Below are 24,794 nucleotides of genomic sequence, written 5' to 3' on the forward strand. Positions count from 1 at the left end.
CTGTGGCGCTTGCCGCGGTCGGACGCGCTTTAGAGCGTTTCGCGATTGCCAGGAAACGCTCTTCTTGCAATGCCGACCAAGCCAAAGCCGCTCGAAGTTTCAGCGAGCGTTGTACTTGGCGTCGACCTGGTCGATGGCGGCGACATTGCCGGCCGAGCGCCCCTGGGGATCGAACGTCTCCTTGAGGAAGGCATCGGCGATCGACTTCGCCAGTTCAGGCCCGATTACGCGCGCGCCCATGGTGATGATCTGGGCGTTGTTCGACAGCGCGGCGCGCTCGGCGGAATAGGTGTCGTGAGTGAGCGCGGCGCGAATGCCCGGCACCTTGTTGGCCGAGATGCAGACGCCGATGCCCGTGCCGCAGATCAGGATGGCGCGGTCATATTTGCCGGCCAGCAGATCGCTCGCCACGCGGTCGGACAGGTTGGCGTAGAACGGGTCGGGGCCGGCTTCGGTGCGCGACACCTCCGAGACGTCGTGCCTGTCCTTCAGGTGATCGGCGAGAATTTTCGCCAGGCCTTCGCCGGCGCTGTCGCCAGCCACTGCAAGTCTCATGGTCAACTCCTCTGGAATGTTGCGGCGCATCTAGACAGGATGTCGAGATAGCCCTCGGCGGCCCATGCGGAGCGTCCGATGAACAACCCGTCGATATGCGGGCAGGCGATGAGTTCGGCGCAATTGTCCGGGTTGACCGAGCCGCCATAGAGGCAAGGGACCCGGCGCCCGAGAGCGTGCTGAGCGGTCGCGATGATCTCCGCCTGGCGGGCGTCGGCGTAATCCGAGCTCGCCGGAATGCCGTTGACCCCGATTGCCCAGACCGGCTCGTAGGCGAACACGATCGGAGCATGCTTCTGTGCTGCGGAAAGCTTCGACAAAGCGCCGCGCACCTGCCGGTCGAGAACCTCGCTGGCACGCCCCGCCTCGCGTTCTGCCAGCGTCTCGCCGATGCAGATCAGCGGAATGAGGCCATGGCGAACCGCGGCTTCGGTCTTGAGGCCTACCGTCTCGTCCGTCTCGCCGAAATGCTCGCGGCGTTCGGAATGGCCGAGCTCGACGATATCGAGATTGCAATCCTTCAGCATCACCGGCGAAATCTCGCCGGTCCATGCGCCTTCGTCGGCCCAATGCATGTTCTGGGCGCCGACCTTGACGGACGTGCCCTCAAGCATCGCCTTGACCTCGCGCGCGGCGGTGAAGGGCGGGATGACGAAGCGCTGGATGCGCGGATCTCCCTCCGGGTCGGCAAGCAGCCTGCCGGCGAAGGCGCGCGCCTCAGCCAGCGTCTTGTTCATCTTCCAGCTCGTGCCGATCCAGACTTGAGGCAGCTGTGTCATGCGATGGTCATTCCGTTTCGTTCACGAGAGCCCTGGCAGTCGACTCGTCGGTGATGAGACCCTTCAACCGCGCGCTTTTGAGCACCGCGCGGACGGCCTCTACCTTTGTCGGACCACCGGCGATCGCGATGATGCGGCTATCCGCCGGCCCGTCCAGATCGACCGCGAGCGTGCGGGCGGTCAGCGTCGTTTCCAGCACCCGGCCGCGCGCGTCGAAGAAGTGGCCGAGCATTTCGCCGACGCCGCCGACGGCAGTGATCTCGCCAATCTCGCGCGGCTCGATCATGCCGGTCGCCACGAGCTGGGCGCCCGCATCCGCCGTGCCGATGCCGACGAATTTCAGCGTCGCTCGGTTCGACATCTCGAAGATTTCCCGCACGCCGCGCTGCGCCAGGAGCACTTCGCGGTCTTCCGCGGAATTGGCAAAAAAGGGTACCGGCATGACATAGGCTTGCGCGCCGGTCTTTTCGGCAAGTCGGTGCATGACGTCGTGCGGATTGGCGGCATAGTTGCGCGTCAGGCCTCCGAGCAGCGAGACGAAGCGGACGCCGGCAGCCTCGAAGCGCGGCAACTGATGCACCGCGGCGGCGAGCGTGCGGCCATGGCCGATGCCGATGACCCTGTCCTCGCCGCGTTCCATCTCGCGACGCAGGAAGCCGGCGCCGGCGATTCCCAGCGCCCGCAATGGCAGGCTGTCCTCGCCCAGATCCGGCGCGACCTCGCAGAAGTCCAGCCCGAAGAGATCGCAGAGCTGGTTCTCCAGCAATGCGCACTCGACGACCTCGCCGTCGATCGAGACTTTGACCGCGCCGTCGGCGACGGCCCGGGCGATCAGGCGATGCGCCTTGACCGACGGTAGCCCCAGTCGCTTCGCCACCTCGGCCTGGGTAAGCCCGCCGGCATAGTGCAGCCAGGCGGCACGGATCGCGAGCGACCCTTCAGGGTCCAGTCGACCTGGGCGTTTCGGCATCTGCTGTCCTTGATCGCGGGTTCGGGCCATTCTCAGCCGGCCCGGATATTCAGGCTTTGCACGCCCGTGTCGATATGGGGAGCCCAGAAGGCTATGCTCTCGGCGATCTGCGCGACGACCTGCCGATCGTCAGGCTCCCGTTCCTTGAAACTCAGCTCCAGGCAGATCTCGTTGTCGACGGCGCCACCTTCGGCGAAGGCCTTCAGCAGCGGCTCGGGATGGATGCGGCCCCTGGCGTTGAACGCCGCGGTGAACGGACGATGCCCGCCCTTGTCCATGAGACTTTGCTTGATATGGATGATCGGCGACAGCTTCGGCACCGCGCGGGCCCAGGCATAGGGATCGTAGTCGTCCGGATTGGCGCTGGTCACGTCGCCATGGTCGATGTCGGCCATCATCCACATCGGCACCGACATTTCGGCTTTGGTCAGCCTGTCCTGCAGCTTCAGGCATTCGGCGATCGTGTGGCCGAACTCGCGCCCGATGCTCATCGGCTCCCAGAAAACGTAACGCAACCCCGCCGCCTTGGCGTGTTCGGCCACCTCCGCCCAGCAATCGACGGCGATCCGGATCAGGTCCTCGCGCCGGGCCGGATCGTCATAATCCTTGTAGGTGAAGATGGCGAACTGGGTGCCGACTGAAACACCGCCGAGCTCGGCGGTGATGTCGGCGAAGGTCTTGAACCAGTCGACGTAGTAGCGCCGCACATCGCCGTCGGGATGGCCGAAATGGTTGAGCCGGCCATAGGGGCCGGTCATGCCGCTCGTGACGCGCACGCCGGTGCGCCGCAGGGCCGCGATCATCTGCCGGGTCAGGCGCCGGATCACCGGCGCCGGCCAGCTCGGATTGATGAACTCATGCGTCAGTTGCAGGTCGCGCAGCCTGAGGTCGCGCGCGACGGTCTCGACCAGGTCGTCCGGATCGGCGAAGCGGTTGACCAGCGGATTGGTGTTCAGGGAAAGCGTCAGCGCCATCACGCGGCCTCGGCAAGGCGCTCGGCGTCGAACCACATGGCGAAGGCGTCCCGTTCCGCCGCGGTGAGATGCAAATGGTGCTTGGTGCGCCGAAGCAGGATGTCGTCGGGCGTGCGCGCCCATTCCCGGGCGACGAGATAGCGTACCTCTGCCTCGTAGAGCAGGCCGCCGTGATGCCGGCCAAGGCCGTCGAGGCCAGCCGCGTCCTTCACGAGGTCCCTGGTGCGCGCGCCGTAGAGCCGTCCGTAGTGATGCACGAGATCGCGCGGCATCCACGGATAGGCTTCGCGCAGGCCGTTGGCGAAAGTCTCGTAGTCGGCATCGGGGATTTCGCCGCCAGGCAGCGGCGTGGTTTCGGTCCAGTCCTCGCCCATCCGCGGGAAAACATGCTTCAGCCGGTGCATGCCGCGTTCGGCCAATTCGCGGAAAGTGGTGATCTTGCCGCCGAAGACGTTGAGCAGCGGCGCGCCGCCGCTCTCGTCGAGGTCGAAGACATAGTCGCGCGTCACCGCGGACGGATTGCCCTTGCCGTCGTCGAACAGCGGCCGCACGCCGGAGAAGGCGTAGAGCACGTCCTGGCGCCGCAGCTTTTCCTTGAAGTAGCGGTTCACCGCGGCAAGCAGATAATCGATCTCGGCCTCGTCGGCCCTGACGTCCTCGGCGCGGCCGTCATAGGCGATGTCGGTGGTTCCGATCAGCGCCATGTCGCCTTCATAGGGATTGATGAAGATGACGCGTTTGTCGTGGTTCTGCACCAGGTAGGCATTGGCGCCTTGCCAGAACTTCGGCACGATGATGTGGCTGCCTTTGACCAGGCGCACATTGCGCGACGAGTTCGATCCCGCGACACGGCCGATGACGTCCGAAACCCAAGGACCGGCGGCATTGACGAGGCAGCGGGCGCGAAAGACGCGCGTTTCCCCGGTCATCGCGTTTCTCGTCGTCACCGTCCAGGCGCCATTCTCGCGGCGGGCGGAGACGGCGGGCGAGCGGGTCAACACCTCGGCCCCGCGCTCGGCGGCGCCGAGAGCGTTGAGCACCACCAACCGCGCATCGTCCACCCAGCAGTCGGAATATTCGAAGCCGCGCGTATACTGGTCGAGCAACGGCGTTCCTTCCGGATCGTGCTCGAGGTCGAGCGTGCGCGTGCCCGGCAGCCTCTTTCGGCCTCCCAGATGGTCGTAGAGGAAGAGGCCGAGCCGCACCAGCCAGGCCGGCCGGTCCTGCGGGCTGTGCGGCAGCACGAAGCGCATCGGCCAGATGATATGGGGGGCTGCCTTGAGCAGGACCTCGCGCTCGATCAACGCCTCGCGCACCAGCCGGAACTCGTAATATTCGAGATAGCGCAGGCCGCCATGCACCAGCTTGCCGGAACGCGAGGACGTGCCCTCGGCGAGGTCGTCCTTTTCGCACAGCACGACCGACAGGCCGCGACCTGCCGCGTCCCGCGCGATACCGGCTCCGTTGATGCCGCCGCCGATGACGAAGAGGTCGACCGTTTTCGGCTCAAGCCCCATCCTATGCTCCTTGCGGCATCTTGGCGGAGGCGCCGGCCGTGTTGCGGCGCTGGGGGGCCAGCATGTCCCAGGCTGGCCCCAAGGCACGGCGCGCCGCGCCGAATGCCGGAAACAGCCCGTCATAGACGCCGATCAACGCCGGATCGGGCGCCTCGGCGGGCCCGAGCAGCGGCGTGACCCAGTCGGCGATACAGGCGTCCATGTCGGGATAGGCGCCGATGGCGACCGCCGCCATCATCGCGCAGCCGGCGGCACCCGCCTCCTCGCGCGAGGATACACGCACCGGCGCGTGAACCGCCGCCGACAGGATGCCGCGCAGTCCCTGCGAGCGGGCCGCGCCGCCCGACAGCCGCAGCTCCGACGGCAGGTCGCCCATCGCCGCGTAGCAGTCGCGCATGGCCAGCCCCAGCCCCTCGAGGACGGCACGAACGAGGCTTGGGTAGCGATGGTTTACCGACAGGCCAACGAAGCCGGCCCGGGCGTTGGCATTGACGAACGGCCCGCGCTCGCCGGCCTCCGAAATATAGGGGTGATAGACGATCTGGCCGGGCCGGCTGTCGTCGAGCCAGCGATCGATGCGGGCGACCAGATCGCCGTGACCGGCCTCGTGCCCGAATTCCTTCAGCACATCCGAGGCGAGACCGAGAACCCAGTCGATGTTGAGCGTGGTCGCCATGTTGGTCTGGACCTGCGTCACCAGATCCGGGACCGGCAGGGTGATGACGTAGCCCGAGCCCTCCTTGTTGAGGTGCACGGCGCCTGTCGGCACGGCCCGCATGTGGACGCCGGTCGAGCCGACGATCGAGCAGGCGACATCCCCCTCGCCACCGCAGACCCCGGCGCCGAGCGCGGTCATGACCATGTCGACATAGCCGAGGCTGACGGGCGTGCCCGCTTTCAGCCCCGTCTCGGCCGCCGCCTCGGCGGCAAGCGGATGGGTCACCATCGTGCCGTCGATGATCTCGGGCAGCAGCTTGCGCCGGCCGGAAAGGCCGAGCGCCTCGATGACCGTGTCGTCGTAGCGGCGGGTGCGGAAATTGCCGAAGGTGAAGCTTGCTTCCGACGGGTCGGTGGCGCGTACGCCGGTCAGGTTCAGATAGAGCCAATCCTTGCAGTGCAACACCACTTCGGCATGGTCGAGAAGCTCGGGCGCGCGGCGGTCCATATGGGCCATCTGACTGCCCTGCTGGCAGGTGTTGAGCCCGGTTCCCGTCGCCTCGAAACGGGCGCGGCCGAGCGGGCCGGCGGCCAGGCGCTCGACGGTGGGCGCCGCGCGGGCGTCGAGCCACAGCCATGCGTCGGCGACCGGCTTGTCTTGCCGACCCACGAGCCAGGTGCCATCGCCTTGCGCGGTCACCGCCAGCGCCGCGGTGCGCGTCGCCAGGTTTTCAACCTTGTCGCCGAGCCCTCGAAGCGCAGCTGCGCAGTCGCGCCAGGTCTGGGAGAGCGACTGCGTCGCCGAACCGTCGGCGCCAGACGCATAGCGGTTCGGAACCGAAGCGGACGCGATCTGGCGGCCGTTCAGCTCGAAGGCGACCGCCTTGATGACCGACGTGCCGGAATCGATACCTATGATGACGTCAGCGCCGGCCACGGGTCTCTCCGCATCCGATGCGACCATGCCTGGATCGGCAACAGGGCAATGTCCGTTTCCTCCTGATTTTCCCGCCTGAGGTCCCACCCGCTCGCGGGCGGCGGCGAAAGATACGCCGTTGCGCACTCCTCCGTAACGGCGCCTACACAATTCATCCTAAGTTATCATGGAAATAACACAATGGATGATTTTTTTTGCAGACATCGAAAATTTTTTCAGTTACGCTGATATCAGTCAGGAGGAAATCGACAATCCGTCCCCCCGTCGTTCTCACCAAGCAGGCGGGAAGCGGACGAACAGGCGACCGGATGCTTCAGGCTTGTGTTCAGCTTGCGCCTCGGCGCAGGACTGGCAGCGTAATTGACAATAAAATTAATGGTTTACTGACTGTCATTCGCTCCTGCGGCATTGCCGTACCGTGCCTGCGAGATGAAGAATTTCAACGATCTGCCATGGCGGCAATCTAGAATATGAGACCGTTTTCGGGAGATGCCGATCTGAAACCCGCAGGGCCGGGCACGCCCTGCAACAGGCCACAATCCGCACCTAAAACGGAATTTAAATCTAACATGCTTGACGCAGAAGATAACATTAACATAACATAATTCTGACAGATGGGCGTGGATGCGGTGGGAGGGAAGAAGCTGCATCGCCGGCCAAGGGTGGAGAAAATCGATGCAAGCAAGCGACCCTTTTACGCCGTGTCACCAATCCGGCCGCAGGCGTGCCTGGTGGATCCGCAACGCTTCCACATCGGCCCCTGCCCGCCTCGTTCCATTGCCGGCAAGGCTCTGAATGATGAACGCCATGTCGACCCCGAAGGCCCCCGCCGCGCCACGCCGCGGTCTGACGGTCGTGATCGGTCTCGGCATCGTGGTCCTTGCCGCGATCGCTCTCGACACGAAGGTGGTCCGGATCGGATCGTCCGCCGACGTTAGCCAGGAGGCATTTTCGCCCGACCGTTTCGGCGAAAAGGAATTCCCGCGCATCCAGGCCTTCGTCGTCGAGCACGCCGTCGCCGCCGCCACCTTCGGACCGGCGGTCATGGCCGACAAGAATGCCGCCGCCAAGCAATACGGAACCGCCTCGTCGACCGGTGCGATCATCCCGATCAGGCTGACGGCGGTGGCGGGCGAAGCGAAATCGGGCGTCTACGAGCTCAAGGCCGACGGTGTGCCGGCCGACATCCATGTTCGGGTGCAGGCCGGCCCGGCAATCAACGGCACCGATCTGCGCGATGCCACGGGCGATATCGTCTTCGGCAAGTTCAAGAACCAGATCGAGTACCAGGACGCCGGCTCGGGCATCAACCGCGCCATGAAGAAGGCGACCCTCGACGGTATCGACACCGCCAGCCTCTCCGGCAAGACGCTGGAAATCTTTGGCGTTTTCCGCCTCATCAACCCGAAGAACTGGCTGATCACACCGGTTAAGGTCACCGTCAAATGAGCGGCGCTGCGACATCCCGGCCGGCCGGCGAAGTGGTTCTGGCGGCGCGCAACATCGCCAAGTCCTACAACGGCGTGAAGGCGCTGAAGGGCGTCAATTTCGACATCCACCGCGGCCAGGTGACAACGCTGTTCGGCGAGAACGGCGCCGGCAAGTCGACCCTGATGAAGATCCTCTCCGGCGTGGTGCAGCCGACGTCCGGCGAGATCGTTCTCGACGGTCAGCCCATCGTGTTTTCCTCCTCCACCGACGCGCGAAACCACGGCATCTCGATCATTCATCAGGAGCTCAGCCTCGCGCCCAACCTGTCGGTTCGCGACAACATCTTCATGGGCCGCGAGATCACCGGCCCGACCGGTGTCAACTACGCCGAGGAGGAACGCCAGGTCCGCAGGCTGCTGCAGGAGCTCGAGGAGGAAATAGATCCGCTCACCCCTGTCGAGGAGTTGCGCCTCGGACAGCAGCAGATCGTCGAGATCGCCCGCGCGCTTTCGGTCGACAGCCGCATCCTCATCATGGACGAGCCGACCTCGGCGCTGTCGGCCACCGAGGTCGAGGTTCTCTTCAGCGTCATCCGCGACCTCACCGCCAAAGGCGTGTCGATCGTCTACATCTCGCACCATCTCGAGGAGGCCCTGCAGATCACCGATCATGCCGTGGTGCTGCGGGACGGCAACATGACCGCCTACGCGCCACGCGCCGATATCGATCTGGAATGGATCGTGCGCAACATGGTCGGCGAGAACTACGACCTGGGCAATCCGCCGGCCGGCCATGATTTCGGCCCGGTCATGCTTTCGGTCCGCGACCTGACCGTGCCGGATCCGGCCGGAGGCGGCTACAACGTCGTCGACCGCATGTCGCTCGACGTCAGGGCCGGCGAGATCGTCTGCATCTACGGCCTGATGGGGGCCGGCAGGACGGAACTGCTCGAAACCGTCGCCGGCAAGCTGAGCGCGACGTCCGGCGAGATCGTGCTCGAAGGCAAGGAGATTTCCCATCTTGCCATCGGCGAGCGCATCGCCCGCGGCCTTGTGCTCGTGCCGGAAGACCGCCAGCGCTACGGGCTCGTCCAGACGATGTCGGTCGGGCAGAACCTTTCGCTCGCCTCGATCATGGAATTCACGCGCGGCGTCTTCACCTCTATCAAGCTCGAACGTGCGCTGGTCCAGAAATCGATCCGGGACGTGACGGTCAAGACCGATGGACCGGACGTGCCGATCGGGTCGCTGTCGGGCGGCAACCAGCAGAAGGTGGTCATCGGCAAGATGCTCGCCACCGATCCCAAGGTGATCCTGCTGGATGAACCCAGCCGCGGCATCGACATCGGCGCCAAGGCCGAGGTGTTCCGGATTCTGGCTCATCACGCTGCGGCCGGGCAGGCCGTCGTCTTCACGACATCGGAAGTCAACGAATGCCTGTCGATCGCCCACCGCATCATCATCATGCGGCGCGGCCGGATCTCGGCCGAGTTCACTTCGGACATCACCAAGGAAAAGATCATGGCCGCCTCGGGCGAGGCCGTGGCGGCCTGAGCGGAACACGGAAAACGAACAATGACGCAAACGAGCGCCAACCGCATGTCTTCCCAGGTCTCGCCCGTCAAGGGAACAAGCAACCCGATCAAGCTCCTGCTGAAGGGCCGCGCCTTCTTCGCGCTGATCGCCATCGTGGTCGTCTTTTCGTTTCTGTCGCCGAACTACCTCACCGTCTCCAATCTGCTGATCATGTCCTCGCACGTGGCCATCTACGGCATACTCGCGATCGGCATGCTGCTGGTCATCCTTAGCGGCGGCATCGACCTCTCGGTCGGCTCGATCCTGGCTCTGTGCGGCGTTGTCGCCGGCGCGCTCATGCAAGGCCTGGAGTTGAAACCGCTCGGCGTCATCCTGTTTCCGCCGGTATGGGCCGTGGTGGTGCTGACCTGCGCGCTCGGCGCCGCGCTCGGCGCGCTCAACGGCATCCTCATCGCCTGGTTCAAGGTGCCCGCCTTCGTCACCACGCTGGGCGTCATGTACATGGCGCGCGGCATCGCGCTGCTGCAGACCAACGGCCTTACCTACAACAATCTCGCCGGCCGGCCGGAGCTCGGCAACACCGGCTTCGACTGGCTGGGTTTCAACCGGCTGTTTGGAGTGCCGATCAGCGTGCTGGTCCTGGCGGCGCTTGCCGTGCTGACCGGGCTGATGCTCAGCCGCTCTTCCTTCGGCCGCTGGCTCTATGCCGCAGGCGGCAACGAGAACGCAGCCGACCTGTCGGGCGTGCCGGTCAAGCGGGTCAAGATCACGGTCTATACGCTCTCTGGTATCCTGTCGGCCATCGCCGGCCTGGTGCTGTCTTCGCAATTGACGTCGGCCGGGCCGACCGCCGGCACCACCTACGAGCTGACCGCGATCGCGGCGGTCGTCATCGGCGGCGCCGCGCTGACCGGCGGGCGCGGTACCGTAGGCGGGACCATGCTGGGCGCCTTCGTCATCGGCTTTCTTTCGGACGGCCTGGTCATCATCGGCGTCTCTTCCTACTGGCAGACCGTCTTCACCGGCGCCGTCATCGTGCTCGCCGTGCTCATGAACACCATCCAATATGGGGCCCGCGGCGTCCGACAGTGACGCCGCGCCTCGCCAAAAGCTTCTCCGGACGCAAGGAGATCGACCGGAAAGAAGGCCGAGAAAATCGGCAAACCGCAATCCGCAACTGCAATCTATAAGAAGGGAGTGAGAGAAATGATCGATAAAGCCAGAAGGATCCTGTTGGTCGCGGCCGCCACGCTGCCGCTGATGGCAAGCCATGCCTGGGCGGCGGGCTTGATCAGCATCATCGTGACCGATCCGGCCAATCCGTATTGGCTCACCGAAGGCCAGGTCGCCAAGGCCACGGCCGAGAGCCTCGGCTACACCGCCAATGTCAGCGCCCACAAGGGCGACACCAACACCGAAAGCACGATGATCGACACCGCCATCACCAACAAGTCGGTGGCGATCATCCTCGACCCGGCCAATGCCGACGGTTCGATCGGCGCGGTCAAGAAGGCGATCGCCGCCAACATCCCGGTCTTCCTGGTCAACGCCGAGATCAACCAGGATGGTCTCGCCAAGGCGCAGCTCGTCTCCAACAACGCCCAGGGCGCCGCGATCGGCGCGCAGCAGTGGGTCGAGGCGATCGGCGACAAGGGCAACTATGTCGAGCTGTTCGGCAACCCCGCCGACAACAACGCGGCGACGCGCTCGAACGGCTATGAGACCGTGCTCACCCAGTATCCTGACCTCAAGAAGGTCGGCAAGGAAGTGGCCAACTGGGACCGCACCCAGGGCTACCAGAAAATGCAGTCGCTGCTGCAGGCCCATCCCGACATCGTGGGCGTCATTTCCGGCAATGACGAGATGGCCCTCGGCGCCATCGCGGCGCTGAAGGAGGCCGGCAAGCTCTCCCAGGTGAAAGTCGGCGGCTTCGACGGCTCGCCAGACGCGGTCGCCGCCGTCAAGGCCGGCGAAATGCAGTACACGGTTCTGCAGCCTGTCGCGGTCTTCTCGGCCGAAGCAGTGAAGCAGGCCGACAAGTTCATCAAGACCGGCTCGACGGGCGCTGCCTCCGAGAAGCAGCTCTTCGACTGCGCCCTGATCACCAAGGACAATGTCGACAAGTACACCGGGCCGTTCACGCTCTCCCAGTGAACCGCCGGATCGGGGCGCGCGGCGTTGCGCGCCCCTTTTCCTGCCGCGCAAAGGCATTCGATGCGCAAAACACTGCTCGCCCCTGAGGTGCCTGCTTGCCATCGGCGCCAGATATGCGAATGGCATCGGCAGGAGAGGCTTGGATGACAGATCGCGAGATTCGGCCCGAGCAGGCGTTGAAGACCCTTGCCGGGGATCAGGTGCCCGCCGACAGCCGCCATGCGCGCCAGCTGGCGCGCCGTCGAATGATTGCCGAGGCCGTCATGGCCGAGGGCACGATGCGCATCGAGGACCTCACCGAGCGTTTCGGCATCAGCCTGATGACCGCGCATCGCGACCTCGATGAACTGGTCGAGAAGGGATTGCTGCGCAAGACGCGTGGCATCGTCTCGGCCGCCCCGACCAGCCTCATCGAATCGAGCGACGTCTACCGCTCCTCGCGCCAGGGAGCCGAGAAGCGCGCCATCGCGCAGGCGGCGGCGGCCTTCCTGGAACCCGGACAAGCCGTCTTCTTCGACGATTCCACCACCGTCCTGCAGCTCGTGCCGCATCTTGCCGCGCGCGTGCCGCTGACGGCGATCACCAATTCCATCACCCTGATGAACGAGCTCAAGGATACGCGCGACCTGACGCTGCTCGGGCTTGGCGGCCAGTTCTATAACTGGTGCAATGCGTTCATGGGGCCGGTCACGGTCACGGAGATCCGGCGGCTGAGGGCCGATCGCGTCTTCATGTCGATGTCGGCCATCACGGATGGCATGGTGTTCCACCAGTCGCCGGAAATGGTCGAGACCAAGCGCGCCATGTTCGACAGCGCCGCAATGCGCATCCTGCTTGCCGATCACACCAAGTTCGAGCGCCGGGCGCTGCATGCCATGTGCGCGCTGAACGAGTTCGACGTCATCGTCGTCGACGACGGAATCCCGCCCCGACAGGTCGAGGAGATGAAGGCAGGCGGCATGACTGTCGTCGTCGCTCCTGTGCGACAAGAAGATGTTACCACCGGCAAATTGTAACATCCATTGATGTTAATTTAACATGGTGCTACGTGATAACCTCAGGAGATGCACGCTACGTGCATGGCGAGGAGCTTATGTCCTGTCTGCTGGGGATCGATAGCGGCCTGACCGTCACCAAGGCGGTGGTGTTCGACGAAGCCGGCGCGCCGCTGGCCGTGGCCCGCCGCCGGCTGCCGCAGATCATCTCCGGGCCGCGTCATGTCGAGCGCGATATGAACGAGCTGTGGCGCGCCGCCGCCGAAGCGATCGCCGAAGCGGTCTCCGGCTGCGGCAGACCGGCCTCGGACATCGCCGGCGTCGCCGCCACCGCGCATGGCGACGGCCTCTACATGCTCGACCGCGACCGCCAACCGCTCGGGTACGGCATCCTGTCGTTGGACAGCCGGGCCGGAGAAATTGCCGCCCGGTGGCAAACCGACGGGACGGCCGGCAAGGCGCTGTCGCGGACCGGCCAGACGCCGCACGCCTCGGCGCCGTCTTCGCTCCTGGCCTGGATCCGCGAGCGGGAACCGGAGCGCTTTGCCCGCATCGGCCACGTTCTCGCCTGCAAGGACTGGCTGCGCCTCTGCCTGACGGGAAGCCTCGGCACCGATCTCACCGAGGCGAGCACCTCGTTCACCGCCGTCTACAGCCAAACCTACGCGCCGGACATCCTGCCGATCTTCGGTCTCGAAGCGCTCGGCGATGCGCTGCCGCCGGCCATGCGGCCGGACGAGGTCGTCGGCGCCGTCACGGCGCAGGCGGCGCGCTCCACGGGCCTGCTTGCCGGCACGCCGGTCGTGGCCGGCCTGCACGACGTGACCGCCTCGGCGCTCGGCATCGGCGGCTATGGCGAAGGCGTGGTCGCCATCGTTGCCGGCACCTATTCGATCAACGAGACGGTCTCAGCCGTGCCGCACATCGACGCCCGCTGGTTCTGCCGCAGCGGATTGAGGCCCGGCGAATGGAACAACATGTCGATCTCGCCGGCATCGGCGGCGAATTACGACTGGTTCCTCGACACGCTGTGCGGCTCCGAGCGGGCGGCGGCGGAAACGGGCGGGCACTCGATCCACGCCATCGTCGGCCCTGAAATCGAGGCGGCGTTGGCGCGGCCCTCGACGCTGCTCTTCCATCCCTATCTGTTCGGTTCGCCGCATGGCCCGACAGCCAGCGCCGGCTTCCTCGGGCTGCGCGGCTGGCACGGCCGCGGCGACATGCTGCGCGCGGTGATCGAAGGCATAGCCTTCAATCATCGCGTCCACGTCGATGCGCTGCGCGAAGGTTTTGCGCCGCGCGAGGCGCGGCTGACCGGCGGCATTTCCCGCAACCCGGCCTTCGCGCAGGTTTTTGCCGACGTGCTCGCCATGCCGCTCACGGTGACCGAGACGGAGGAAGCCGCCGCATGGGGCGCCGCACTGTGCGCCGGCGCCGGCGTCGGCTTGTTCGCCTCGCCGCGGCACGATCCTCGCGACCTCGCCACACTTGGCCGCACCTACCGGCCCGACCCCGAGCGCAGCGCCGCCATGGACAAGCGCTACCGGCTGCACTGCGACATCGCCGACCGTTTCGCCGAGGTCTGGCCATCGATCGAAGCGCTCGCGGAAGGGGGAGAGCGATGAACGCGGACAATCGCCGGCAGGACATTGCCGATTATGTCATTCAGCATGGCGAGGCGCGCATCGACGAGCTCGTGACGGCGTTCGGCGTCTCGCGCATGACCATCCATCGCCATGTCGACGAGCTGGCGCGCCAGGGCGTGCTGCGCAAGCTGCACGGCGCGGTCAGCGCGCAGCCGTCCGGCGTCTACGAAAGCCTCTTCCGTTTCCGCGAGACGCATGCGGCGGCGGCCAAGCGCGCGCTTGCCCGGGCGGCTCTGGCCGAGATCGAGCCGGGGCAGGTCGTGCTGCTCGACGATTCGACCACCGCCAACGCGCTCGGCCCGCTCCTGCCGCAGGTCGCGCCACTGACCGTCGTCACCAACAGCCTGTCGCTGGCGGAGCAACTGGTGGACAAGGACGAGCTGAAGCTAATCCTGCTCGGCGGCGAATACCATCCGACCTACAACGCCTTCATCGGCCACATCTGCGAGAACGCGCTGCAGAAGATCCGGGTCAATCTGCTCATCTGCTCGGCCTCGGCGATCGACAAGACCGCGACGCTGATCCAGGATCCGCAGGTGGTGCGGGTGAAGCAGGCCATGGCGGCAGCGGCCTCGCGCAGCGTGCTGCTCATCGATTCCTCCAAGTTCGGCAAGGTGGCGCTGCACCTGTTCGCGGACCTCACCGACTTCGATCTCGTGCTCAGCGACGACGGCCTTCCCGACGAGGTTGCCGGCAGCCTGAAGGCGGCCGGGGTCAATCTCAAGATCGTGCCGGTGCAATGACCGGGACGACACGCGATGTCGATGTCCTCATCATCGGCGCCGGCATCAACGGCGCCGGCCTGTTTCGCGATCTGTGCGAACAGGGCCTGCGGGTCGCGATCGTCGACAAGGCGGATTTCGGTTCCGGCACCAGCGCCGCGCCGTCGCGGCTCATCCATGGCGGCATCAAGTATCTCGAAACGGGTGAGTTGGGCCTCGTCGCGCAATCGACGCTGGAGCGCAACCTTTTGCTGCGCAATGCCCCGCATGCCGTGCGGCCGCTGCCGACCGTCATCCCGATCTTTTCCTGGCTGACGGGCATCGGAGCCGCGCTGCGCACCCTTTTCGGCAGCACGACCGCTCCGCGCGGCCGCGGCGCTCTGCTGATCAAGATCGGCCTTGCCATGTATGACTTCTACGGCGCTCGCCGCCGCGTCATGCCCCGGCATGGCATGTGGTCGAAAGCGCGGGCGCTGAGCGAGATACCGCCGCTGACGTCGGGCATCGTGGCGGCCGGCACCTATTATGACGCCACCGTCCGTCATCCCGAGCGGCTGGTGCTAGAACTTCTTCAGGACGGCGTCAGGGCAAGCCCTCAATCCGAGGCCTTGAACTATGTCCAATTGCTGGACAGCGACGGCAGCGTCGTGCGCTTCGCCCTGCCCGACGGCGGCGAGCTCGGCTTCCGGCCGCGCATCGTCGTCAACGCAGCTGGGCCATGGATCGACCATGTCAACACGGCGCTCGGCGCGCCGTCACGGCTGATCGGCGGCACCAAGGGCTCGCACATCGTGCTCGACCATCCCGACCTGCTGCGGGCGCTGAACGGCCGCATGATCTATTTCGAGGCCAATGACGGCCGCATCTGCCTGGTGTTCGACTATCTCGGCCGGGCGCTGGTCGGCTCGACCGACATACGCGCAGCCGACCCCGAGACGGTGCGCTGCGAGGATGACGAGATCGACTATTTCCTGGCCAGCCTGCGCGAACTCCTGCCCGGTCTTGCCTTCGGGCGCGAGCAGATCGTCTATGCCTATTCCGGCATCCGCCCGCTTCCGGCGTCGGACGGCACGGCGCCGGGCCTGATCAGCCGCGACCACTCGGCGCCCGTGATGGAAACCGAGGGTGACCGGAACTGGCCGATCGTCTCATTGGTGGGCGGCAAGTGGACGACCTTCCGCGGTTTCGCCGAAGAGGTGGCGGATATGCTCTTGTCAAGGCTTGGTCAGCCAAGGCGGGTAAGCACGCAAAGCCTGGCCATCGGCGGCGGCCGCGACTTTCCGGCCGATGCGGTTGCGCATGCCCGCTGGATCTCCGCCGTCACAGCTGACACGGGAGCGTCGCCCGCCCGCACCGAAGCACTGCTCGACCGCTATGGCACGACGGCCCGCCTCATTCTGGCGCACGAAGCCGAACGACAGGCGAAGCCGCTTGCCGGCTCGTGCGACTATACGTTGGCGGAAATCGATTGGCTGGCGCGCAACGAAAATGTCGTCCATCTGGCGGACATCGTCATGCGGCGCACCGCATTGGCGATCACGGGCCGGCTCAGCCGCGCCAACCTTGAACAAATCGCCGATACCGCGGCGGCCGCGCTGGCGTGGAATGCCGGACGGCGCGAGAAGGAGTTGGAAGCGACTTCAAAGGAGCTCACGGAGCGGCACCGATCTTGCTTCGAACAGCCGGGAAGCCAGTTGACTTCATCGCGTTTTTCGTGAGCCAAAACCACGAAGCTTACGGTGTCGCTCCGCATGATCCCGTGAACTGCGAGCGAACTGCCCCGCGATGCCGGCCACCCAGGACAGGCAAACACCTCACATGGCGAGGATGCCTCGCGAGTGAAGCGAAGCTGCCCTCGACATCGAGGCCGACGCAAGTCGCCCCGTAGTGACGGTCTTCTTGCTCGCCGAAAACCTGCTACTAGGTCTGATGGCGCCTCAGCAACGCACCACAAGCCAACAAAATCAAGGCGATACATGAAGGGTCGCACTTCGGGTTTGGTTAAACTCGACTTCCACGGCGGCCAATTGCCTGGGATCAATGCCAGAGAACTTGATTGCCGAACATCCGCACGATGGCGACTCGGCGGGATCATCGATCGCCGGGGCAGACTCGAACCCGTCCCGGCGATCGACGGCGCCGAAGGTGGTCTTATCCCGGAGCATTACTTCACCGATCTGGCCTCCCTTCCTAAGCCTGTTCTAGCAGCGGCTCCGGCAGGACGATGGTCTCGGTTCATGCAACGCTCCGAACTCTCCAGCGCATCTATCGCGCAGCCTGCTCAGATCGTAATTCTCCCGGCCTTGATGCCGATCAAGGGGCCTCTCGGCCTTCTTCGCTATCAAACCGTGATGAGAAAGAACTCAGCCTCCCCAACGTGGCGCGGCGTAGGCGGGCCCCACTGGTCGCGACCGACTATCGAGGTGCTGCAGGAATGCCACTCTCGGCTTGCCGGGCTGACTTCGACCGAGGCGCGCAACGGGCTTTCGCGCCACGGGCCAAACACGTTCGCCGATCATCGGCGAGAACAAGCGCTGGCGGTCCTGTTGTGGCAGTTTCGCAACCCGCTGGTTCTGGTCCTGATCGTCGCGGCGATCGTTTCCGGTGTTGTCGGTGAAGGTCGCGAGGCCGTTATCATCGGTGCAATCATCCTAGTGAGTTGCGGTCGCGGCTTCAGTCAGGAATACAGCGCGTCTCGCGCGGTCGACGCGTTGAAGCAGCGCATCACGGTCGCTCATGCCCTGGTCTCGGAATGGTCGAAGAGGCTCTTTTTCGAGCACGACCGGCACCACCGGGGGCCACGCCGGCGCGCAAGGCATGGCCGAGCGACAGTCCCGGGCCTGATTGAGGATGCCCGTTCAGCTTGTCACCGACAGGATATGTTGCCCGTATCGGTTGGACTGGAAGAAGAGGCGACGGAGGTGCGCCGAAGGTGAGCGGAGTTTTCGCGACGATTGCGCGGCGCTTCACCCCGTTTGAGCCGACGGCCGACGTGATGCGCCCTGGCGAGAAGTTTCCCGGCTTTGTCCGGCGCGCCAGCGGCATGCATCAGGTCTATGTCAGCGTGATCGCAATTTTGGTTGCCTTGGCCAACTTTATCCCCATCGACCTGCAGAGACGGATCGTCGATGTGGCGATTGCCGACAAGAACGTACGGGCGCTCCTGATGCTCGGCGGCCTGTATCTTGCGGCCATACTCCTGCATGCGGGGCTGAAGTACGCCCTGATCGTCTATCAGGGCTGGGTCGGAGAGAGCGTGGTGAAGACGGCCCGCGACCAACTCGCTGTCGTCGCCACGCAAAGGTCCGCGCGCGACCACGCAAGGAGTGGCCAGACCGCCGGCATCATCGGCAACGAGATCGACTACGTTGGCGCATTTGTCGGCACCAGCATCTCTGAATGCGTAGTCAACGTCACGATAATGATCTCCATAATATCTTACATGATCTACATGCAGCCGGTGATCGCTTTGGTCAGCGGCGTGTCACTTCTGCCGCAGATCCTGCTTGCGCTTTACATGCAGAAGGACCTGAACACACTCGTGGAACGGCAGGTCGCGCTGGTCCGAAAGCTTGGCAACCAGGCAGTCAATTCCTTCGCCAGTCACTCGACGAAGCGCCGAGCGGCCTTTCGCACCATACGCTCGATCTTCAGCAACCGCATCGAATTCTATTTGTTGAGGTTCGGGCTGAAGACGTCGATGAATGTAGCCAACGCGATGGGGTCGCTGATGGTCCTGATCGTTGGCGGCTATCTTGTGATCCGTGGGCAGACGACGATCGGCACGATCGTCGCCTTCATTTCGGGCTTCCAACGCTTGTCGGAACCCACGGGAGAACTTCTCGACTTCTATCGCGACTATTCGCAAGCGAAAGTGCAATTCCGGATGATAATCCAGTGGGTCGACGGCGATCATCCCGCGCAGACCGAACATTCCGCCCACCGCGAGAATTGATCGATGATCTTGCCAGCCGGCCTGTTGCGGGGACAGGTGTTCCGGCGGACCTGAAGGGACGCCTTTTCGTACAGAAAATCAATATGTTGGCGACCGGTTCGCCAACCCGTTTTCCTCGTATTCTCTCGTATGGTCTGGCGAACCCGAGAATGAGGCGGAGGACCGGCGATCGGTGGATGGCGAGGGCACCATCTGGTCGTCCTCGCCGATTGGAAGAACAGCGATCGGGGTCCGCGCGGTTCACCCCACGTTGCTCAGTTGGAATTCTTCGGTAAGCATGCGCTCGTTGGGGCCAATCGGACCCAGGTTCCTCACCACCTTGAATCGACCACTCTGCGCCTGTGCGATGTACATGTTCATACGCACATGATGCTGGCCGGGAACCATCTCCGCCGGGCCGCCTGGTCCCTCGCTGATCCGAGCGTGATCGAGCGCCCGGATAACCGCGTCGCGCTCGACGGTGCCGGCCTCATGAACGGCGGCTTCCCACATCTTGATCGCCCGGTAGTGGCCGGTGCAGCCGCTGCCCGCGGTGAACATGGCGCTGCCGGGGAACCGGTCGCTGTAGCGGCGCAAGAGCCCGCGCCCGAACGGATCGTCGATTTCCTGGTAGTAGTCGAGGCAGCTGTAGAGGCCCTCGATCTGCTCGGGCGGCACCAGGTTGAAGAAATTCTCGTCGAAGTAGGTGCAGACGATCTTGCCGCCGCGCTTGCCGAAACCGGCCCTGTGCAGTTCTTCGAGGAACGGCGTCAGGCCCGGCGGCACGATCGTGTTGAAAACCACGTCGGTGCCGCTCGCCATGATCTGCTGCACCGTCCGCCGAAAATCGACGGTGTCCAGCGGAAAATACTCCTCGCCGACGATCTCGCCGCCATTGGCGCGGACAACCCGGCTCGCGGCCTTGTTCAGCAAATGGGGCCAGATGTAGTCGGCGGAGGGCAAATAAAACCGCTTCGCCCCGGTGCTCCTCATCAGCCACGGTATCAGCGGCTCGACCTGCTGCGCCGGCACGGGTCCGGTGCAGAAGATCAGTGGGTCGCTTTCCTGGCCTTCATACTGCTCGGTGTAGATGTAGAGCGTCCTGCCTCGGGTGACCGCCTCGCTCTTGATGGCCTGGCGGGTCGAGCTGTAGATGCCACCCACGACCAGGTCGACCTTATCGACGTCGATCAGTTTCGCGGCCTTTGCCTTGGCGACACTTTCGGTGGTTTCACCGTCCTCGATGACCAGCGCCACCGGCCGGCCGAGCAGGCCGCCCTGTGCGTTGATATCGCCGACGAGCATGGTCGTGAGGTTCGCATTGGCAATGCCCATGAATGACAAAGGGCCGGTGAGTTCGGCGATAAGCCCTATCCTGATGGGTTTCGGGTCCATCTGATTTCTCCGATTTCAGTGTTCGCGTTAGGGCGGTACGAAGCGTGGCGCGCGCCCGCCCGTCGGCAGGCGGCGCACGGCGTAACGTCAGGCTTCGTAGTGTCCGAGCAGCAGCGCGGCCTGCGGCTTGCCGACATGGCCGGCTTCCTGCAGGATCGCCGGCACCTCCGGGTCCGACACGAAGTTCTTCCAGCCCTCTGAGTCCCAGTCGAAGATCGCCCAGACGCGGTCGGGCTCGCTCGGGTCGCGGAACACGGTTGCGCCGTTCGAGCCGTGCAGCCGGCGCTTGTCGGCGCCCTTGGTCGAAAAGATACGGATGAAGTGGTCGACGTCCGCGACCTTGGTCGTTGCGAGAAGCATCTGATTTCCTCCTGTCGGTCGCGGCCACCGTTGGTCCGTCGACAGGATCACGATGCGCGCCTCGAAATGGGTGCGCATGGGGTGGATTCCCTATGCCTGCGTCTCGCCCGGCCTCACAAGGCCATGCTCGACCGCGTAAAGCGCGGCGGCAGCGCGGGTCGTGACGCCGATCCTGCCATAGATGCTCTGGATATGGTGGTCGGCGGTCTTGGGCGAGATATCGAGCCTGCGCGCCGCTTCCTTCGCGGTCAGCCCGGCGGCGATCAGGCGCAGCACCTCGATCTCACGCGCCGTCATGCCGGCCAGCGCCCGCGGCGTCGCCCGGCGCGAAGGCTGCCCCGCGAAGGCCAACACGGCCTCGGCGGCATCGGGGCAGATACAGCCGTCGCGAACAGCGGCGCGCAACTGCGCCGCCGCCGCGTCGCTGGACAGCGCCTTGCGGTGAGGGCGTTCCTCTCGCGACGTCTGGAAGGCTTCGGCGGCGGCGAGGATCCTGGCTGCCGGGGAAAGATCGGCGGCACCCACCTTGCGGTGATATCCCGAACCATCCAGGCGCTCGTGATGACGCAGCACCAGCGCGGCCATTCCCTCGCCCTCGCGGCCGAAGGATGCCAGCGCCCTTTCACCGTAATAAGCGTGCAACTGCGCCGCGTCGCGTTCGCGCACCGACAATGGGCCGTTGCGCATCCAGGTCGCCACCGGCACCACCAGTTCGCCGATGTCATGGATACATCCCGACCAGCGCAAGGCACGCACGTCAGGGACTGGCAGTCCGATCCGCTGACCCGCACCCGCGGCCAGTTCCGAAACCATGCGCGAATGGCCCTGCGTAAAGGGCATGCGCATGTCGATCATGTCGGCGATGGCGAGGAATGCCTCGTCGCAGGCCGCCTCATCCAGCGTCACCGGCGGGTCGGGCTCCAGCGCCAAAATCGTCTCGCGATCGACTGTCACGCCGATATCTTTCATCAGCGCGGCCGCGTTGGCCGAGACCAGCCGGGCCAGATCCGCTTCATATGGGCCGTCGCCCCGACTTGCGATCGTTTCGGCCATCCCGTCGATACCGACGGCTTCGCTGAGCGCTATGGCATCCTGCGCCAGCGTGATCAGTCGTACTGCCGGCAGAACATCCTTGCCAGTCATCCCACGCGGCAGGCCCTTGCCGTCCCAACGTTCGTAGATCTGTCCAAGATTGCGCCGGACTTCATTCGACAGGCCGAGCCGCTCGCCGATCCGCTGCGCGACCTCGCAATGCGCCGTCAGCACCGGGCGGGCCACCGCGAGCGCCTGCGACATCGCTGCCTCGATCGCCTTCGACTGCGCGTCCGGGGCGAGATCGTAGTAGAACCTCTTGAAGGCCTGAACGAAGACCCTGCCCAATTCCGCGCGATTGCCCATGTCGAGACCGACGAGGTCCTGGCGCAGCGCGATTTCATCGCCGAAGGTGGCCGCCAGCAGATCCGTATCGGCATTGCAGCCGACATAGCGCAGCATGGACAGATGATAGGCATCGCGCCGAACCTGGTCAGGAACGCCGGCAAGCTCCGCGATGCGCATGGCGGTCACGCACGATTTCAGGGCGAAATCGCGGGAATGGCCTGTCGCGAGGTCCGATGCGTAAGCAAGGACCATCATGAAATCCGCTCGGCGTATCGAGACTTCCGTCATCGCAAACCTCAATCAGCCGATGCTGGCCGGCGCGCCTGATTCCCAGGCAAGCCGAACGCGCCGCGGCTTGAAATGTCGAACCAGGCCCGAGGCCTTGACTACACCACGTTATATCAGCAACTTATAATATAAGTAAGCGGTTGATTTCCTCACAGATTTGAGCTGCTTGCTGGCCCGCCGTCGAACCCCGGCGGCGGGCTCACCGTGTGAGTTCTAGCGTGGAACACTACATCTGCTGTTCTGCAAGGGCAGTAATGGCGCGTCCCTGCACCATTCACATCGATCTTTTGATGCCTTAGGTGCTGAATGGAACGTGCCGATCGGCGGTGAATTGTTCAACTGGATGAAGCGCTTTTCACAGAAAGCACGGAGGCTTCGACCTGACGCTGGCTGCAACGGAATGCCGTCCAATGCTGGCGTGGTAGGGTAGACGAGTTTCGAGCCATTGGCGATCTCGGATCAATCTGGCGACGCCAACGGATTCATCCGCTCGAGTGTCCGGTCCTTCAGAACGAATTGATGCCACAGCGCGATCAGCGCGTGCAGGCCCGCCAGCCAAAGGATCAGCGTTCCTCCCGTCTCGTGCAAGTCGGCAATCTCTCCTGGCGCACCCTGCACTGGCGTCGCTAGGCTTGGCAGACCGATGCCGAAGATGGACACGGACAACCCGAGCCGAGAGGCTGCATACCAGCCGCTCAATGGCAGCGCGATGAGGAGAGCGTAAAGAACGGTATGTCCCGCGCGCGCCGCGAGATCGAGCCAGCGCTTCTGCGGATCCTCGATTCGAGGCCCAGCGCCAAGCCATCGAGCCACTAGACGAGGAATAACCAGAAGCAGCACGGCAAGCCCGACCGTAAAGTGAACGTAGGACGGGTCGGTACGGGCGTGACGACCGCCCACCGCCGTGAACCAGGCGACAACCACAAGCACTGCGGTCAGCCAATGAATTGCGATCGTGATCTGCGGATAGCGATGCATCAAGGGTGCCTTCAAGTTCGGTTCGCGCTCCCACAATCGCGAAAGCGCAAGTATGTTCCAGGGCGCAGCGATTCTGCCCCGTCGATAAAACATCGAAGAGGCTCCTGCGCGCGAAAGTCTAGATCTCCAATTTTCGTCCTCGTTGAATGCGCGTTTTAACGCGCCATAAGAACCGGGAGTCTGGGGTCTTCGATCATGGATCTGGTCACGCCGCCGAATATCCGCTCGCGCAGCCGGGAATGACCGTATGCCCCTATGATCATGAGTTGGGCGCCGATATCGACCGCATGCTGGCGGAGGACGTCGGCGATCGAGTGGTTCGAACTCGGCAAACGGTCGACCTCTACCTTGACGCCATGCCGGGAGAGATAGGTCGCGACGTCCGCGCCAGGTTCCGCGCCATGGTGCCGCTCGTCTTCGACCGGGTCGATCATCACAACGCGCACATCGTCTGCGCCAGACAGGATATCCAGTGATTCTCGCAAGGCGCGCGACGCTTCCAGGCTGGCGTCCCACGCGACAAGCACGCGTTTTGGTTTCAACGTCGCGGACGCCCCTTTGGGGACAAGCAGGATTGGCTTTCCGGATGAAAACAGCGCGCCTTCAATGACTTTATGCTTGAGCGTATGGCTCGCCAGCAAGTCCGGCCCAAGAACGGTTAGATCGGCGTAACGCGCGCGCCGGCCGATGACCTCATCCGCCCAGGCATAGTCCGGATAGTCATCACTCAGGTCCGTCGATACGGGGCTCGCCGACAGCATTTTGGAGACGGCCGAATTTCGCTTCTCCAGCATTTCCATTTCAGCTTCCCGCTCCGAGAGCCAAGCCGGCGAGACCACCTCGGCATATGCTCCGCCCGAGGGGGGCGCCGCGATGACCAGAACAAGCACCGAGAGGTGCCCATCGATTTCTTCGCACAGATCGGTGGCAAGCTTCAGATCATCGTCTCCCTGATCGGCTCCCGTAACCGTGAGCAATGTCTTGAATGGCATAGCGGCGACTCCTTGTTCGAGAAAGTCCACAGAGGACGTAGCCGTAGCCAGGTGGTCGCCGAGCTTCCTTGCGCTGAATCAAACCGATCCCTCGTCGAGATTGATCCCGGTCAACGTATGGGCATGTCGTCCGCTTTATCCTGACACGACAGTTGGAGGCGGATTCAATGCGATTCTGGGCAACGATCGGGTTTTCGGCGCTGATGTTGAGCGCCGCTGCAGCACAACAGATGAGCAACGGACAGCAGGAATATCTGAATTCCTGCGCTGTCTGCCACGGTGTTGATGGCAAGGGCGACGGACCAATGGCCGACGTATTGCGCAAGCGCCCTGCCAATTTGACCACGCTCGCAAGGCGAAATGGCGGGGAGTTTCCTTATTGGCGCGTGTACGCGACGATCGACGGCCGCGGCCTCGTTCCCGAGCATGGTGAGCGCGACATGCCGATCTGGGGCAATCAGTTCCTGCCTGACGACGTGAAGAAATACGGTCCCTACGGCGGGGAGGCTGTAACCACGGAACGCATTCAGAACCTCGCCGGTTACGTACAGACGCTTCAGCGCTAGCAGGACGGCAGCGCTGTAGGGGTGAGACC

The 24,794-nt window shown here is 64.3% G+C and carries 22 protein-coding genes; 11 read left to right on the plus strand and 11 right to left on the minus strand.

The window, feature by feature from the left end; genetic code table 11:
* Positions 1–99: 99 nt before the first annotated feature.
* From derI to DPM33_RS11930, 6 genes are read right to left on the minus strand one after another with little or no spacing between them, the layout of a single operon-like run.
* Positions 100–555, minus strand: a complete 456-nt coding sequence (gene derI, locus DPM33_RS11905; RefSeq protein ID WP_112097613.1) for a D-erythrulose-4-phosphate isomerase — start codon at positions 553–555, stop codon at positions 100–102.
* A 2-nt stretch (positions 556–557) separates the two neighbouring features.
* The gene (locus DPM33_RS11910; RefSeq protein ID WP_208648392.1) at positions 558–1,325 is read right to left on the minus strand and encodes a triose-phosphate isomerase; all 768 of its coding nucleotides are present in this window, start codon (positions 1,323–1,325) and stop codon (positions 558–560) included.
* A gap of 16 nt (positions 1,326–1,341) precedes the next feature.
* A complete protein-coding gene (locus DPM33_RS11915) occupies positions 1,342–2,304 on the minus strand; it encodes a sugar-binding transcriptional regulator (RefSeq protein ID WP_112097615.1) in 963 nt (320 codons plus the stop codon).
* A gap of 32 nt (positions 2,305–2,336) precedes the next feature.
* A complete protein-coding gene (locus DPM33_RS11920; protein ID WP_112097616.1) occupies positions 2,337–3,278 on the minus strand; it encodes a sugar phosphate isomerase/epimerase family protein in 942 nt (313 codons plus the stop codon).
* The gene (locus DPM33_RS11925; RefSeq protein WP_112097617.1) at positions 3,278–4,795 is read right to left on the minus strand and encodes a glycerol-3-phosphate dehydrogenase; all 1,518 of its coding nucleotides are present in this window, start codon (positions 4,793–4,795) and stop codon (positions 3,278–3,280) included. Before DPM33_RS11925 ends, DPM33_RS11920 begins: the two co-directional genes overlap by 1 nt.
* Before the next feature lies 1 nt (position 4,796).
* The gene (locus DPM33_RS11930; protein WP_245442087.1) at positions 4,797–6,389 is read right to left on the minus strand and encodes an FGGY-family carbohydrate kinase; all 1,593 of its coding nucleotides are present in this window, start codon (positions 6,387–6,389) and stop codon (positions 4,797–4,799) included.
* A gap of 807 nt (positions 6,390–7,196) precedes the next feature.
* Between DPM33_RS11930 and DPM33_RS11935 the strand changes: the two genes are divergently transcribed.
* From DPM33_RS11935 to DPM33_RS11980, 10 genes are all read left to right on the plus strand, one after another.
* Positions 7,197–7,838: a DUF2291 family protein gene (locus tag DPM33_RS11935; RefSeq protein ID WP_112097719.1), complete on the plus strand. Its 642-nt coding sequence runs from the start codon at positions 7,197–7,199 to the stop codon at positions 7,836–7,838.
* A complete protein-coding gene (locus DPM33_RS11940) occupies positions 7,835–9,373 on the plus strand; it encodes a sugar ABC transporter ATP-binding protein (protein WP_112097619.1) in 1,539 nt (512 codons plus the stop codon). Before DPM33_RS11935 ends, DPM33_RS11940 begins: the two co-directional genes overlap by 4 nt.
* A 21-nt stretch (positions 9,374–9,394) precedes the next feature.
* Complete coding sequence (locus DPM33_RS11945; RefSeq protein WP_112097620.1) at positions 9,395–10,447, plus strand: ABC transporter permease; 1,053 nt, start codon at positions 9,395–9,397, stop codon at positions 10,445–10,447.
* Positions 10,448–10,561: 114 nt separating this feature from the next.
* Entirely contained in the window at positions 10,562–11,509 is a 948-nt protein-coding gene (locus tag DPM33_RS11950; protein WP_112097621.1) for a D-ribose ABC transporter substrate-binding protein, read from the plus strand.
* A 143-nt stretch (positions 11,510–11,652) separates the two neighbouring features.
* Positions 11,653–12,525, plus strand: a complete 873-nt coding sequence (locus DPM33_RS11955) for a DeoR/GlpR family DNA-binding transcription regulator (RefSeq protein ID WP_112097622.1) — start codon at positions 11,653–11,655, stop codon at positions 12,523–12,525.
* A 77-nt stretch (positions 12,526–12,602) separates the two neighbouring features.
* Positions 12,603–14,129, plus strand: a complete 1,527-nt coding sequence (locus tag DPM33_RS11960; protein ID WP_112097623.1) for an FGGY-family carbohydrate kinase — start codon at positions 12,603–12,605, stop codon at positions 14,127–14,129.
* Entirely contained in the window at positions 14,126–14,893 is a 768-nt protein-coding gene (locus DPM33_RS11965) for a DeoR/GlpR family DNA-binding transcription regulator (protein WP_112097624.1), read from the plus strand. The genes DPM33_RS11960 and DPM33_RS11965 overlap by 4 nt, the downstream gene beginning before the upstream one ends.
* Positions 14,890–16,590, plus strand: a complete 1,701-nt coding sequence (locus DPM33_RS11970; protein WP_112097625.1) for a glycerol-3-phosphate dehydrogenase/oxidase — start codon at positions 14,890–14,892, stop codon at positions 16,588–16,590. The genes DPM33_RS11965 and DPM33_RS11970 overlap by 4 nt, the downstream gene beginning before the upstream one ends.
* A gap of 258 nt (positions 16,591–16,848) precedes the next feature.
* Positions 16,849–17,808 carry a cation-transporting P-type ATPase gene (locus DPM33_RS11975; RefSeq protein ID WP_112097626.1) on the plus strand — a complete coding sequence of 320 codons (960 nt, stop codon included), beginning with the start codon at positions 16,849–16,851 and terminating at the stop codon, positions 17,806–17,808.
* Complete coding sequence (locus DPM33_RS11980; RefSeq protein WP_112097627.1) at positions 17,805–18,827, plus strand: ABC transporter transmembrane domain-containing protein; 1,023 nt, start codon at positions 17,805–17,807, stop codon at positions 18,825–18,827. The genes DPM33_RS11975 and DPM33_RS11980 overlap by 4 nt, the downstream gene beginning before the upstream one ends.
* Positions 18,828–19,067: 240 nt before the next feature.
* Here DPM33_RS11980 and DPM33_RS11985 read toward each other — a convergent pair whose 3' ends face one another.
* From DPM33_RS11985 to DPM33_RS12005, 5 genes are all read right to left on the minus strand, one after another.
* A complete protein-coding gene (locus DPM33_RS11985; RefSeq protein WP_112097628.1) occupies positions 19,068–20,201 on the minus strand; it encodes a substrate-binding protein in 1,134 nt (377 codons plus the stop codon).
* An 87-nt stretch (positions 20,202–20,288) separates the two neighbouring features.
* Complete coding sequence (locus tag DPM33_RS11990) at positions 20,289–20,561, minus strand: hypothetical protein (protein WP_112097720.1); 273 nt, start codon at positions 20,559–20,561, stop codon at positions 20,289–20,291.
* A 90-nt stretch (positions 20,562–20,651) separates the two neighbouring features.
* Positions 20,652–22,118 (minus strand): HD domain-containing phosphohydrolase, encoded by a 1,467-nt coding sequence (locus DPM33_RS11995; RefSeq protein WP_245442104.1) that lies wholly within the window; start codon positions 22,116–22,118, stop codon positions 20,652–20,654.
* Positions 22,119–22,688: 570 nt separating this feature from the next.
* On the minus strand, positions 22,689–23,300 hold the full coding sequence (locus tag DPM33_RS12000; protein WP_245442088.1) for a cytochrome b: 612 nt from the start codon (positions 23,298–23,300) through the stop codon (positions 22,689–22,691).
* Positions 23,301–23,362: 62 nt separating this feature from the next.
* Positions 23,363–24,199, minus strand: a complete 837-nt coding sequence (locus DPM33_RS12005) for a universal stress protein (protein WP_112097722.1) — start codon at positions 24,197–24,199, stop codon at positions 23,363–23,365.
* Positions 24,200–24,366: 167 nt separating this feature from the next.
* Between DPM33_RS12005 and DPM33_RS12010 the strand changes: the two genes are divergently transcribed.
* A complete protein-coding gene (locus DPM33_RS12010) occupies positions 24,367–24,765 on the plus strand; it encodes a c-type cytochrome (protein WP_167449031.1) in 399 nt (132 codons plus the stop codon).
* Positions 24,766–24,794 lie beyond the last annotated feature (29 nt).

Origin of the sequence: Mesorhizobium hawassense (genome assembly GCF_003289945.1) — a bacterium.
GTDB lineage: Bacteria > Pseudomonadota > Alphaproteobacteria > Rhizobiales > Rhizobiaceae > Mesorhizobium > Mesorhizobium hawassense.

Bases quoted from the DNA above. Each gene is read 5' to 3' on its own strand.
- derI (WP_112097613.1), bottom strand. From the start codon at position 555: ATGAGACTTGCAGTGGCTGGCGACAGCGCCGGCGAAGGCCTGGCGAAA.
- DPM33_RS11915 (WP_112097615.1), bottom strand. From the start codon at position 2,304: ATGCCGAAACGCCCAGGTCGACTGGACCCTGAAGGGTCGCTCGCGATC.
- DPM33_RS11920 (WP_112097616.1), bottom strand. From the start codon at position 3,278: ATGGCGCTGACGCTTTCCCTGAACACCAATCCGCTGGTCAACCGCTTC.
- DPM33_RS11925 (WP_112097617.1), bottom strand. From the start codon at position 4,795: ATGGGGCTTGAGCCGAAAACGGTCGACCTCTTCGTCATCGGCGGCGGC.
- DPM33_RS11935 (WP_112097719.1), top strand. From the start codon at position 7,197: ATGTCGACCCCGAAGGCCCCCGCCGCGCCACGCCGCGGTCTGACGGTC.
- DPM33_RS11940 (WP_112097619.1), top strand. From the start codon at position 7,835: ATGAGCGGCGCTGCGACATCCCGGCCGGCCGGCGAAGTGGTTCTGGCG.
- DPM33_RS11945 (WP_112097620.1), top strand. From the start codon at position 9,395: ATGACGCAAACGAGCGCCAACCGCATGTCTTCCCAGGTCTCGCCCGTC.
- DPM33_RS11950 (WP_112097621.1), top strand. From the start codon at position 10,562: ATGATCGATAAAGCCAGAAGGATCCTGTTGGTCGCGGCCGCCACGCTG.
- DPM33_RS11955 (WP_112097622.1), top strand. From the start codon at position 11,653: ATGACAGATCGCGAGATTCGGCCCGAGCAGGCGTTGAAGACCCTTGCC.
- DPM33_RS11960 (WP_112097623.1), top strand. From the start codon at position 12,603: ATGTCCTGTCTGCTGGGGATCGATAGCGGCCTGACCGTCACCAAGGCG.
- DPM33_RS11965 (WP_112097624.1), top strand. From the start codon at position 14,126: ATGAACGCGGACAATCGCCGGCAGGACATTGCCGATTATGTCATTCAG.
- DPM33_RS11970 (WP_112097625.1), top strand. From the start codon at position 14,890: ATGACCGGGACGACACGCGATGTCGATGTCCTCATCATCGGCGCCGGC.
- DPM33_RS11975 (WP_112097626.1), top strand. From the start codon at position 16,849: ATGAAGGGTCGCACTTCGGGTTTGGTTAAACTCGACTTCCACGGCGGC.
- DPM33_RS11985 (WP_112097628.1), bottom strand. From the start codon at position 20,201: ATGGACCCGAAACCCATCAGGATAGGGCTTATCGCCGAACTCACCGGC.
- DPM33_RS11990 (WP_112097720.1), bottom strand. From the start codon at position 20,561: ATGCTTCTCGCAACGACCAAGGTCGCGGACGTCGACCACTTCATCCGT.
- DPM33_RS11995 (WP_245442104.1), bottom strand. From the start codon at position 22,118: ATGCGCATCGCGGAGCTTGCCGGCGTTCCTGACCAGGTTCGGCGCGAT.
- DPM33_RS12000 (WP_245442088.1), bottom strand. From the start codon at position 23,300: ATGTTTTATCGACGGGGCAGAATCGCTGCGCCCTGGAACATACTTGCG.
- DPM33_RS12005 (WP_112097722.1), bottom strand. From the start codon at position 24,199: ATGCCATTCAAGACATTGCTCACGGTTACGGGAGCCGATCAGGGAGAC.
- DPM33_RS12010 (WP_167449031.1), top strand. From the start codon at position 24,367: ATGCGATTCTGGGCAACGATCGGGTTTTCGGCGCTGATGTTGAGCGCC.